The 12,061-nt window shown below is 38.4% G+C and carries 17 protein-coding genes; 15 read left to right on the top strand and 2 right to left on the bottom strand.

What is annotated here, in order from left to right; translation table 11 throughout:
- Positions 1-489 precede the first annotated feature (489 nt).
- The gene (locus PG840_RS16080) at positions 490-1,023 is read right to left on the bottom strand and encodes a helix-turn-helix domain-containing protein (protein WP_075671347.1); all 534 of its coding nucleotides are present in this window, start codon (positions 1,021-1,023) and stop codon (positions 490-492) included.
- A 69-nt stretch (positions 1,024-1,092) separates the two neighbouring features.
- On the opposite strand from PG840_RS16080, the gene PG840_RS16075 reads away from it, so the two are divergent.
- The 12 genes from PG840_RS16075 to PG840_RS16020 all read left to right on the top strand — a co-directional run bounded on the left by PG840_RS16075 (position 1,093) and on the right by PG840_RS16020 (position 9,815).
- Positions 1,093-1,284, top strand: coding sequence for a hypothetical protein (locus PG840_RS16075; protein ID WP_016441025.1), 192 nt, complete (start codon positions 1,093-1,095; stop codon positions 1,282-1,284).
- Positions 1,285-1,297: 13 nt separating this feature from the next.
- Positions 1,298-2,350 carry a site-specific integrase gene (locus PG840_RS16070; RefSeq protein ID WP_117606412.1) on the top strand — a complete coding sequence of 351 codons (1,053 nt, stop codon included), beginning with the start codon at positions 1,298-1,300 and terminating at the stop codon, positions 2,348-2,350.
- 17 nt (positions 2,351-2,367) lie between these two features.
- Positions 2,368-2,538 (top strand): hypothetical protein, encoded by a 171-nt coding sequence (locus tag PG840_RS16065; RefSeq protein ID WP_173821400.1) that lies wholly within the window; start codon positions 2,368-2,370, stop codon positions 2,536-2,538.
- Between the two features lie 186 nt (positions 2,539-2,724).
- On the top strand, positions 2,725-3,372 hold the full coding sequence (locus PG840_RS16060) for a CHC2 zinc finger domain-containing protein (RefSeq protein ID WP_117606413.1): 648 nt from the start codon (positions 2,725-2,727) through the stop codon (positions 3,370-3,372).
- Positions 3,344-4,681: a virulence-associated E family protein gene (locus tag PG840_RS16055; RefSeq protein WP_117606429.1), complete on the top strand. Its 1,338-nt coding sequence runs from the start codon at positions 3,344-3,346 to the stop codon at positions 4,679-4,681. The genes PG840_RS16060 and PG840_RS16055 overlap by 29 nt, the downstream gene beginning before the upstream one ends.
- A 117-nt stretch (positions 4,682-4,798) precedes the next feature.
- A complete protein-coding gene (locus PG840_RS16050; protein ID WP_055066584.1) occupies positions 4,799-5,026 on the top strand; it encodes a DUF5348 domain-containing protein in 228 nt (75 codons plus the stop codon).
- A gap of 297 nt (positions 5,027-5,323) precedes the next feature.
- Complete coding sequence (locus tag PG840_RS16045; protein ID WP_276513751.1) at positions 5,324-6,739, top strand: plasmid recombination protein; 1,416 nt, start codon at positions 5,324-5,326, stop codon at positions 6,737-6,739.
- Positions 6,740-6,743: 4 nt separating this feature from the next.
- On the top strand, positions 6,744-7,118 hold the full coding sequence (locus PG840_RS16040; RefSeq protein ID WP_117606415.1) for a TnpV protein: 375 nt from the start codon (positions 6,744-6,746) through the stop codon (positions 7,116-7,118).
- 88 nt (positions 7,119-7,206) lie between these two features.
- On the top strand, positions 7,207-7,656 hold the full coding sequence (locus PG840_RS16035; protein ID WP_117606416.1) for a MarR family winged helix-turn-helix transcriptional regulator: 450 nt from the start codon (positions 7,207-7,209) through the stop codon (positions 7,654-7,656).
- Positions 7,640-9,004: an MATE family efflux transporter gene (locus PG840_RS16030; RefSeq protein ID WP_117606417.1), complete on the top strand. Its 1,365-nt coding sequence runs from the start codon at positions 7,640-7,642 to the stop codon at positions 9,002-9,004. Before PG840_RS16035 ends, PG840_RS16030 begins: the two co-directional genes overlap by 17 nt.
- 128 nt (positions 9,005-9,132) lie before the next feature.
- Positions 9,133-9,261 carry a cysteine-rich KTR domain-containing protein gene (locus tag PG840_RS16025; protein WP_080786855.1) on the top strand — a complete coding sequence of 43 codons (129 nt, stop codon included), beginning with the start codon at positions 9,133-9,135 and terminating at the stop codon, positions 9,259-9,261.
- A gap of 245 nt (positions 9,262-9,506) precedes the next feature.
- On the top strand, positions 9,507-9,815 hold the full coding sequence (locus PG840_RS16020; protein WP_044921757.1) for a hypothetical protein: 309 nt from the start codon (positions 9,507-9,509) through the stop codon (positions 9,813-9,815).
- Between the two features lie 579 nt (positions 9,816-10,394).
- Here the strand turns inward: PG840_RS16020 and PG840_RS16015 are convergent.
- On the bottom strand, positions 10,395-10,604 hold the full coding sequence (locus PG840_RS16015) for a phage integrase N-terminal SAM-like domain-containing protein (protein WP_243014448.1): 210 nt from the start codon (positions 10,602-10,604) through the stop codon (positions 10,395-10,397).
- Between the two features lie 273 nt (positions 10,605-10,877).
- Between PG840_RS16015 and PG840_RS16010 the strand changes: the two genes are divergently transcribed.
- From PG840_RS16010 to PG840_RS16000, 3 genes are all read left to right on the top strand, one after another.
- The gene (locus tag PG840_RS16010) at positions 10,878-11,321 is read left to right on the top strand and encodes a GNAT family N-acetyltransferase (RefSeq protein WP_034880612.1); all 444 of its coding nucleotides are present in this window, start codon (positions 10,878-10,880) and stop codon (positions 11,319-11,321) included.
- A 31-nt stretch (positions 11,322-11,352) separates the two neighbouring features.
- On the top strand, positions 11,353-11,778 hold the full coding sequence (locus PG840_RS16005; protein ID WP_055247538.1) for an N-acetyltransferase: 426 nt from the start codon (positions 11,353-11,355) through the stop codon (positions 11,776-11,778).
- A gap of 140 nt (positions 11,779-11,918) precedes the next feature.
- Positions 11,919-12,061: helix-turn-helix transcriptional regulator (locus tag PG840_RS16000; protein ID WP_270613877.1), on the top strand; the 143-nt coding region annotated here is incomplete at its 3' end.

Here is a 12,061-nt window from a genome sequence, read left to right as displayed (position 1 = left end):
TCGCAAGATAACGTTGTGTCCAAACGTAAGATACCCCAGAAACCTTGTGTTTCTGGGGTTTTTCTGTTGCTTAAAAAAGTTAAATAAGTCGGAAAAGAATAACGAATGATAAAGAAAAACGGTTGCCGGGAGAGAGTCCTGACAACCGTTTGTGATAACAGAATGATAACAAAATTTTGAAAGTTGATTGACAAATTTGAAATCAATGCTACACTACCACTATAATTAAGTTAGCAATAGGTTCTGGTTCGATTCCAGATATCGCCACCATATTAGGAATTCTTTTGAGTTCTATGATTTCGGGAATAGTATATGACATCGAAAAGTGCATTTACAAGAAAGGAATTGATATTATGAAAAAAGAAATCTTATTAGTAGGTCTGGGTATTTGCGGCGATATGGTGTAATGGTAGCATGGAATAATAAGCAATTCCCCCAGACCACCAAAAATAAAGAGCTCTTCGTGAGCTCTTTTTCTTATGCACAAAATTAAGTCAGATCATATGTCTTGATGTCATTGCCTTCAGTGCCCTTCTTAACGATAGTATGGCAACCTATCGTAGTTCCCATAGCACGCAGTTTCCATTCTTCCTGGGTAGCGTTGAGCTTATCCAGTTCTTCCTGTCTTTTATCTTCATCTTCAATAGCTAATATTTCAGCTTTTTCCTTTTCATAGACACTTTTAAATTGACACCATTTCCTGAAAAAGTCCTGCATTGTAGGATTATCAAAAGTCAGTGAAATCTTCTGCTCAGGTGTCTCGGCAAGTGAGAGGTTCACTGAATTATCAATAGAAAACAACAGAGAGAGTACATCTCCGACTGTTTCAATATTAAAATCCAGAAAAACACTTACATTTAATCCCAGCGCAGTTGCTATCTTTTCTAACTGATCCGGTTTTGGATTTCGGATTCCAAGTTCATATTTTCTGATCGTACCTACGTTAATGCCGGACAGCTCGGCTAACTGTATCTGACTGTATCCTCTGAATTCCCGGTATGCCCGGATTTTTTTACCTACCATAACATGCTGCCTCCTTAATAATATTTGTGCTTCTATTCTAGCACAAAAGTGACTGGAAAGGAGGACGCTATGAGAACTAATTATATGATGAATGTTGATGATGTCATGGAAGAATTAGGTGTGAAACGCAGTAAAGCATATTCTATTCTGAAGCAGCTCAATGATGAACTGGCAAAGGAAGGATATGTAGCAGTTCGTGGAAAGATTCCACGTCCCTACTGGGAAACAAAATTTTATGGATGCTCTCAGAGAGCAGTATGAAGGAGGAGTTAAGATGTCAGCTTACAAGGACAAAACACAGGGAACCTGGTATGTGAGTTTCCGTTATATTGACTGGACAGGAAAGAAAACGCAGAAGCTGAAAAGAGGGTTCAAGACAAAGAGAGAAGCATTGAATTATGAAAAGGAATTCATGAGAAAGACTGCAGCGGATATGAAAATGGAGATGGGAAGTTTCATTGAAGTTTATTTTGAAGATAAGAGAAAAGAACTCAAAGAAAATTCAATCCGAAATAAGCAGCACATGATGGAGAAGCATATTGTTCCATATTTTGGAACAAGAAAAATGAATGAGATTACACCGGCTGATGTAATCCAGTGGCAGAATACCATTCAAGAAAAAGATTACAGCAAGACTTATGAACGCATGATACAGAACCAGTTGAATGCATTGTTTAATCATGCACAGAAAATTTACAATCTGAAGGAAAATCCATGTAAGAAAGTAAAAAAGATGGGAAAATCGGATGCAAATAAGCTGGAATTCTGGACGAAGGCAGAATACGACAGATTTATTGCCGGGATTGAGCCGGGGAGTGAAGATTATCTGATATTTGAAATTCTTTTCTGGACAGGAATCAGGGAAGGAGAACTTCTGGCATTGAGTCTTTCGGACTTTGATATGAGCGGAAATCTCCTGCATATCAATAAAACTTATAATCGGATTAGGAAAAGAGATGTGATTGATACTCCAAAAACAGAAAATTCTGTACGTACCATTGATATTCCCAATTTTCTTAAGGAAGAGGTACAGGAGTATTCGAAGAAGCATTATGGATTTCCGGAAGATCAGCGGTTGTTTCCGATTGTAGCAAGAACACTGCAGAAACGACTCAAGAAATATGAAGCATTGACTGGTGTAAAATCAATCAGAGTGCATGACATCCGGCACAGTCATGTGGCATATCTGATCTACCAGGGCGTAGAACCACTGATTATCAAGGAAAGACTGGGGCACAAGGATATTCAGATGACATTGAACACTTATGGACATCTGTACCCGTCACAGCAGAAAAAAGTAGCTGAGATGCTGGACAATAAACGTTAATACGGAGGAAAAAGCAAATGAAAACAAAGAAAGTAGTCGGAAAAATATTTGATGCAATTAATTACAGTAAGAAGTTGAAGATAAGTTCCATTTTACCGGATCAGGATTCAGATTATGTGATTCTTCTTGAATTAGAGGATGGAAGCAAATTTGAAATCATCATTATTCCTACAAGGAGATTTGTGTAAGGAGTGGAGCTATGGCTACTGACAGACAAAAAGAAAAAGCCCAGACAAAATATCTGAGCAAGTTCTCTGATAATCAGATTCACTGATATATCATCTTGGCAGATTCAGTATACCACGAATTGAAAGATACAACAATTCCCGAATATCTGTTCATCAGAGACTTGCCTGGAGGGGCAGGAGGTAGAAGTGACATTATTTGAACAGGTAAAAGAATGTGTGACAGCCAGGCAGGCTGCGGAGCATTACGGGATTAAAGTAAAAAGAAATGGAATGGCGTGTTGTCCGTTTCATAAAGACCGACACCCAAGTATGAAGGCAGATAAAATGTATCATTGCTTTGCATGTGGAGTGGGCGGTGATGCGATAGATTTTACAGCAAGGTTATTTGGATTATTACAGTATGAAGCCGCAAAAAAGCTGGTAGAAGATTTTGGACTGGATATTAAGGTCGGAAACAGAAGCAAATACGAAAGGACGCCCCGAAACAGGGCGCCCTTAAAGCAAAAGCAATCTAAAGTAGTGATGATTAGAGAAAAATTAGAGCAGTGGTTGAGACATGCAACAGACGTGTTAATCAGATATCTGAAATGGATTCAGTTCTGGAAAGAGTTTTACAGACCAGAACCGGATGAAGAGTGGCACGAATTATTTACAGAGGCATTGGCAAATGAAAGAAAGATAAATGACTATCTGGACGTGCTGATGTTTGGAACAGGAGAAGAAATTGTAGAGTTTATCAAGATGAAGAGAAGGGAGGTTGAAAAAATTGAAGAAAGAATTAACGAATATCAGCGAAAAGTCCTTGATGGAATTAGAAGATATTGTGAACGATGAGATGCTTACAACAGAAGATGTCAATAATATGTTGGAGCACACCGATAAAGGAAGAACAAAGCAGACAATCAGAAATTGTGTAACCGTATTACAAAAAGATCCAGTGTTGAAAAAAGCGATTAAACGAAATGAGCTTTCCGGAAGAATGGACATTGTGAAAGAGGTGCCCTGGGAACGGAGGAATAACAGTCCTACGGTTACAGATACTGATGAAAATAATCTGAAAATGTATCTGGAAGAAAATTATGAACTGACAAGTGAGCGTGTGATCAAAGCAGGAGTAGATATTGTTTCCAATGAAAATAAATATCACCCAATTAGAGATTATCTGGAGAGTCTGGTCTGGGACGGGGTTCCAAGAATAGAAAATATGCTTCCGCATTTTCTGGGAGCAGAAAAGAGCAAATATACAATCGGAGTAATGAAAATGCACATGCTGGCAGCAATTTCAAGAATTTATGAACCGGGAATTAAATATGACATTATGCTGTGTCTGGTTGGAAGTCAAGGAGCCGGAAAGTCTACGTTTTTCAAATATCTGGCGATAAAAGAAGAATGGTTCAGTGACAATCTGGATCATCTGGACGATGAAAATATTTATAGAAAACTGCAGAACCACTGGATTATCGAAATGGGAGAAATGAAGGCAACTATCACAGCAAAGAATATTGAACAGATAAAATCGTTTCTAAGCAGACAGAAAGAAACTTATAAAGTGCCTTATGAAGTTCACCCGGAAGACAGACCGAGACAGTGTGTATTTTGCGGAACATCAAATGATCTGAATTTCCTTCCTCTGGACAGAACCGGAAACAGACGATTTGCTCCGGTGATGACAGATATGTCGAAAGCAGTAGTTCATATTCTGGACAATGAGGCAGAGAGCAAAGCCTATATCGAACAGGCCTGGGCAGAGGCAATGGTACTGTATCGACAGGGAAAAGTGTTCTTAGGATTTACAAAGGAAATTGAAGAAGAGGCAAAGCGTCTGCAGAAAGAATTTATGCCGGAAGATACCAATGCCGGAATCATACAGGCATTTCTTGATGACTACGATGACGAGTATGTGTGTACTAGAATTCTGTTCGATGAAGCGCTACATCGAACTGGAGAAATGAAACAGTGGGAAGGTAAAGAGATTGCTAATATTATGAACAATGCAATTGTAGGCTGGAAACCACATGGTACACATCGGTTCGGAAAGGAATATGGAATACAGCGTTCATGGAAAAGAATGGAAGATTCTGTGAAGAAAGATAAAGATGGATTTATGGAAGTGCCGGAACAGTTGGAAATACCGTTTGAGTAAAGATTATTGTAAACGATGTAAACGGAACTTTAAGGAAAAACTTAAAAAGTTAACTTTTAAAATCTTTTGAGACCCGTTTACAGATTCCGTTTACAGACTGGAAAGGAGCAGAAAATGATGAAACAGGGAAGATTAGGATATAACAGCAGCAATGGAAGATATGGATTATTATCATCAGATCTATGGATTGATACAGGATTTCACTGCGGAGAAGGACTGGAAGTGCTGGTAGATGATGAATGGGTACAGACCAGAATGGAGATGAATCTGGCAAGAGAATGGTATCTGGTGGGAACGCCTTATTGTGGAGATTTGGAATATGTGCAGGCGAGGATACCAGAATAAACAGATCTATGATCCACTTCGGTCGGTGCAGAACAGACGTCCATAAGGACGTTATGCCCCCGGCAGGGCGCAAGGGGACTTTTGATGGACGGTACGGCTGTCGAAAGTGCTTTTGCGTTACTTTTGACAAAAGTAACAAAAGAGGGGCTTGTCCCCGATACTTCTCGAACTACTAATGTTCGAGAAGGTTCCTAAATATCGTATCCGGCGAAAATTTCTTAAATATCGCCATAACTGGCGTAAATAAAAATTATGTGCCATGTCTGGCACTCAAACAGAGAAGAGGTGAGAAAACATATGATAAAACGAACAATCAGTGGCATGATCGGAGCCGGCTCACTGGCTCATAACAGACGAGATTTTGTAGCAGAAAATGTAAATCCAGACAGAGTACAACTGAACATTTGTTATAAGAATGAGAATCTGAAAGAAGTTTATAAGGAACTGTTTAACGATGCTGTGGAGAGATACAATGTCGGGAAAAGAAAGGACCGGCAGATTGCAAATTATTATGAAAAAATCCGACAGGGTAAACAGGAGAAGTTGTTCCATGAAGTGATATTCCAGATAGGAAATCGTGAGGATATGGCGGTGGGAACGTCAGAAGGAAATCTAGCTGTAAAGGTACTGGACGAATATGTGAAAGACTTCCAGAAGCGGAATCCGACACTTCGGGTATTTAGCTGCTATCTGCATCAGGACGAAGCTACTCCGCATCTGCATATTGACTTTGTTCCTTATGTGACCAACTGGAAGGGAAAAGGAATGGATACTAGAGTTTCACTGAAGCAGGCATTAAAAAGTCTTGGATTTCAAGGCGGAAATAAGCACGACACAGAACTGAATCAGTGGATAAACCATGAAAAAGAAGTGTTAGCAGAAATTGCAAAGCAACATGGAATTGAATGGGAACAGAAAGGAACACATGAAGAGCATCTGGATGTTTACAATTTCAAGAAAAAAGAACGCAAAAAAGAAGTGCAGGAACTGGAACAGAAAAAAGAATATCTGACAGCGGAGAATGAAGGTCTGGTTTTTCAGGTTGCAGAAGCGAGAGCAGACATTAAGCTGCTGGAAGAAGAAAAAAATCAGTTACAGAAAGATAAAGAAACAGCAGAAAAAAGTGCGGAGAAAGCAGAAATGGAATTGAAAAAACTGGAGGACAGAAGAGAATTCCTACAACCTGTGATGGATAATGTCAGTAAGGAAATAAAAGAATATGGAATGATCAAAACATTTCTGCCGGAAGCTACAGCATTGGAACGTGCGGTAACTTACCGGGATAAGAAAATAAAACCATTATTCATTGAAATGAAAAACAAAATTGGTGCGATGGCTGCACAGGTGAAAGAACTCACAAGAGAAAGAGATAGTTGGAAAAGTAAGTTTCAGAAGAAAAAGCAAGAGCATGAAAAAACAAAAAAGGAACTGGCAGAAGTTCAGAAAGATTATCAGAAATTGTCTGGTGAGAAAGAAATACTACAGGGGCTTGCGGACAGATATAATCGACTTTTACGCATGCTAGGGAAAGATATGGTAGAAAGGCTGGTACAGGACGATATCCGGATACAGGAGGAACTTGAAGCGAAAAAGAGGAAAGAGCAAATGCCGAAAAAAATAGGTGACCGCATACAATGGGCAAGAGAACGAAGTGAAGAACACAATGCACAGATAAAGAAGAACAAAACAAAATACAGAGGAATGGAGTTGTAAGAATATGAAGAAACAGATTTATGATGAAAAGAACGGACTGAGCTATACATTGCATGGAGATTATTATCTGCCAGACCTGGGAATCAATGAGGAAGAATCCACATATGGGAAATATGGAATAATGCGAAAGCAGTTTCTGAAGGAGCATCGAAGTGCCAGGTATCAGTATCTGGTATTGACTGGGAAACTGACGGAGCATCTGAATCAGGTTGATAAAGAAGTAAGAGAAAAAGTCGAGATACTGGTGGAGCAGATGGCTGAACAGTGGGGCGTGACAAAAGAACTGAAGATGCAGGATCAGATGGAATGGGTTAGGAAAATGAATAATATTCGTAGCAGAGCAGTAGAGATTATAGATGTAGAATTGATTTGTGTTTAGGAGGACAAAGTGGCAGATATAATGTTAAAAGTAATTGCGTGCGCACGCATATTGTATTATAATACTGGTGGTTAGGAGGAATATATCTATGAAACTATTAAAATGGCTTTCAGTAACAGACCGATTTTACAAAATCTATTTAGATAAACAGCTTGCCCCCTTTGGAATCAACAACAGCCAATATATGTTTTTGATTAAAATCTGTCGTTCGCCTGGCATTTTACAGGATTCTTTAATGGATATGTTTTATGTTCATCCGAGCAATATTGTACGGACAGTTGCGGCATTAGAAAAGCAGGGAATGATTATGCGTTCCCCAAATGATAAGGATAAGCGGACGTGTAAGCTGTATCCTACGGAACGTGCGCTGTCTGTAATTGATGAGGTACAGACGGTATGTGAAAAGACAGAAGCTCTTTTATTGCAAGGCTTCAGGGAATCTGATAAAAACCTCTTTATTGATTTGCTGATTCAGGCAGGTGAAAATATTACAGCGGAACTCCGTATAGAAAGAAAGGGGGATGAATTTAATGACTGAGAATCCCCTAGGCTATGAAAAAATTTCAAAGCTGTTGAAAAATTTTGCTGTTCCCAGTATTGTGGCGTCTCTTATCGGCTCAATCTACAATATTGTGGATCAGATTTTTATTGGTCAAGGGGTCGGTTATTTGGGAAATGCAGCAACCAATGTTGCCTACCCGTTTTCTACCATCTGCCTTGCCATTGCACTACTGGTCGGAATTGGCAGTGCTTCCAGTGTCTCCCTCTGTCTTGGACGCAAAGAGCCGAAAGCTGCCGCCAAAGCAGCGGGAAATGGTATTGTTCTGATGGGAATTTTCGGAATTATTTATTTGCTGGTTGGAGAAACTTTTCTGTCTTTGCTCCTAAAGGCATTTGGGGCAACGACAGATGTATTTCCATATGCAAAGCAGTATGCCAGCATAACATTGATTGGAATGCCGTTTCTTATTGTAACGAATGGTATGAGCAATTTGATTCGAGCAGATGGAAAACCAAAGTATTCAATGGTTTGCATGGTTATGGGAGCTATTATCAATACCATTCTTGACCCTATTTTTATTTTTGCTTGCGATTGGGGGATTGCCGGCGCAGCTTGGGCAACAGTTATTGGGCAAATTTTTTCCTTCATACTCGCACTCCGTTATCTATGGCGTTTCCAAACAATCCATTTTGAAAAAGAGTCGTTTTTATTGGACATCAAAGAAAGCATGAAAATTTGCAGCATGGGAATCAGCAGCAGCTCAAACCAGATTGCAGTTACCGTGATTCAAATCATTCAGTACAATTCGTTGACTTATTACGGCGCATTAACAAAATATGGAACAGATATTCCATTAGCTGCTTGCGGAATCGTTATGAAAACAAATGCCATAATCCTTGCGATTGTTGTAGGAATCTCGCAGGGAACACAGCCGATTATCGGCTTCAACTATGGGGCAAGGCAATACCATCGTGTACGGGAGGCTTACCTGCTTGCGGTAAAATGGAACCTTGTTGTTTCCACAATTGCTTTCATCGCATTTCAATTTTTCCCGCAATCTATCATTTCGCTATTCGGAGATGGGGACGAGCTGTATTTTGAATTTGCTGTTTTGTTCATGCGTACCTATCTTTTCATGGTGTTGGTAAATGGTGTGCAGTTGCTTTCTTCCAGTTTTTTTACCGCAATAGGAAAATCGTTAAAAGGTGCTCTGTTGGCATTAACAAGGCAGACCTTTGTGTTGATTCCGCTTACCCTGCTGCTCCCGCTTCGTTTCGGAATTATGGGAGTATTGCTTGCGGGACCTGTTGCTGATTTTTCAGCGTTTATGCTATCTGTTGTGCTGGTGGGTATAGAATTAAAAAAACAAAAAAATAACATGTAAACAACAGCCCTATGTGAAAACATTCTTTTTCCGCCGTTAAGTAATCAAGAAGCAAAAACTTAAAAACCGTTGCGATAAATTTTATAAATTTAGTAGGATAATATTTAGAAGTAAGGATTGAGAAAAATATGGAAACTATAAAATGGGTTCTATGTCCTATCTGTGGAAATAAAACCCGAACGATAATGCAAGAAGATACCGAATTAAAGAACTTTCCACTCTACTGTCCGAAGTGTAAACAGCAAACACTTAACTGATCTTGCAAAACGGAGAAAAACAGTAATTATAGCAACACATAATGCTAATATTGCAGTTGGCACACTTCCGTATATTAGTATACTAAGAACTCATGAGAATGGAGTATATAAAACGTATATTGGTAATCCTTTTTATGATGAACTTAGAAATATAAATGATGAAACAGACACTAAAAACTGGACTCAAGAAAGTATGCATACTTTTGAGGGCGGTAAAAATGCATTTTATGATAGGAAGGATATTTATGAATCAGGAAAGCAAAGTGATTAATGTACATTTGGAGAAAAGAGAAAATAAAGATTATTTAGTATTTGGCTTTGAAGAAGTTGCAGAAGTATGTCTTAATGATGATGAGAGTCAAAATAATTTGAAAAGTATATTTGTAAAGTTACTTACGGAGATTACAAAGTATCCAATTGAATTACAGTTTTTGGAAAAACCAGAATATAAAACAGGATTATATATAGATGTGTGTAAAGAATATATAAAAGATTTAAATAAAGAGATTACGAATGTAAGAAAAAATATGCCAGAAAAACTAAAAATACAGTGATAACACCATGATAACAAAAATTCCGGAAAACCACACGGACACAACGGAAAATCCGGATTTTTCCACACAAATCACATAAAAAATCACTATTCGTATACCGCAATACACCGGTCTGATATCGTGAAGGTGGACGTACTGTAGGATCAGGACGTGTTGCTACAATCATCGAGTAATATACGCGAAAGCAATGAATAAAGCGCCAATCAAGGCGATAAAAAAAGAGACTGCAAGCTTGCTTGCAAGTCTCTTTTTTATCGCTTTGGAAGTGGGCATTTTACGAATGCCCGCGAACGAACGACGAAGTCGTGAGATTGGCGCATATACAATAGATTTGTTATCGCAAGATAACGTTGTGTCCAAACGTAAGATACCCGTAGAACTTCGGTTCTACGGGTTTTTCTGTTGCCTGGAAATATATAAAAGGGCGGAAAAGAATAACGAACAGCATAGAAAAACGGTTGCCGGGAGAGTGTCCTGACAACCGTTTGTGATAACAGAATGATAACAAAATATATAATTTTCGCAAATATGATAACAGATAAAGTGGATTTATCCACAAATCAGAGATGTGACTGTGGATTAAGTCAGATCATACGTCTTAATGTCATTACCTTCCAGACGTTTAGCAGTAAGAAAACTTTCCGCATCTTCAAGTGTAAGATCAGAAACATTTTTTCCAATCCAACGAAGGAAGTAACTGACATCAGAGCAATACAGTTGAATAGTTCTTTCACGCAGGTTACGTTTTTCCGCTTCATTGCGGATGGATTCAAAAGTATCTTTATACATAATAAAACCTCCAGAATAAGTAGTGTTAATAATTACATCTACCTATTCGGAGGTGCGTTAGCGTCATAATTCCGATTGCGGAAGAGACTGGAAAATGTTATTCTTATCATAGGCAGTGGAGCTTTCTTAATTCAGTTGTTTCGTGTGGTAACTTAACAATAACGGATTATGGAAAGTAATTCCATTGCTTTTTAATAAAAATAAAACTGCGCCACAGCCTTGGCAGGCCATCGCGCAGCGATTTTGTTCAATCAGAATTTGTAGGTGCGATTGATGAAAATTATTGAAGTTAAAGAAAATAAAAAACAATATCTTGATTTGCTCCTATTAGCAGATGAGCAGGAAGATATGGTTGACCGTTATCTTGATAACGGCAAGATGTATGTACTTGATGATAATGGGGTCAAGTGTGAGTGTGTCATAACCGATAAAGAAAATGACATACTTGAAATCAAGAACATTGCGACAGTTCCAGAATATCAAGGGAAAGGTTATGCAAGAGCCTTAATTGAGTTTATTGTTAATAATTACAGAGAGCAATATGCCATTCTGCAAGTGGGAACAGGCGATAGCCCACTGACAATACCATTTTATGAAAAGTGTGGTTTTGTCCGTTCGCATATCATATCAAATTTCTTTATAGATAATTATGACCACCCAATCTATGAGAGTGGAATACAGTTGGTAGATATGGTGTATTTGCAAAGACCGTTATAATTTAAATTCAAGTTTATGGAGAGTCACCGTTATGATTAGAGAATTTCAAAGGGATGATATAAATAAAGTTGCAGATATATGGTTGGATACAAATATAAAGGCACATAATTTTATCCCCGCCGAATACTGGAAAAGCAATTTCAAATCAGTAAAAGAAGCGTTGTTACTAGCAGAGGTTTATGTGTATGAGTATGATACAGAAATACAGGGTTTTATAGGGTTAAATGATGAATATGTTGAGGGCATTTTTGTTTCTGGTGAAATGCAATCGCAGGGTATAGGTAAAATTCTGCTGAATTATGCAAAGGATAAAAGGAATAAGTTGCACTTGAACGTATACCAAAAGAACGCACGGGCAATATCTTTTTATAAGAGAGAAGGATTTGAGATTCAGCATAGTGGCTTAGATGAGGCTACCGGAGAAAAAGATTATGTAATGACATGGCAACACAAATAGAAAATCCAGTTTGTATAATTGAAAAAATGAAAAACGCATAGACAACTGTGTCTATTAGTGAAAATACGACATTTCTCGCTTTGTGTCGTGTTATTTGCAGATAACAGATTCTATATTTGATGATGAAAGGAGGAGTTGAGGTGGACCAAGTAAAAATCGGGAATTTTTTAAAAAAACTTCGCAAAGAAAAAGGCATTACACAGGAGCAGTTGGCAGAAATATTAAATGTCTCTGGAAGGACCGTATCCAGATGGGAAACCGGTGTTTCCCAAACAAAAAGATA

It is taken from the genome of Coprococcus sp. AM97-35 (assembly GCF_027697525.1).
In the GTDB taxonomy this organism is placed as follows: domain Bacteria; phylum Bacillota; class Clostridia; order Lachnospirales; family Lachnospiraceae; genus Allocoprococcus; species Allocoprococcus comes.
Note: the sequence above shows the minus strand (reverse complement) of the source record. Positions and strands in the feature narration are given on the sequence as shown.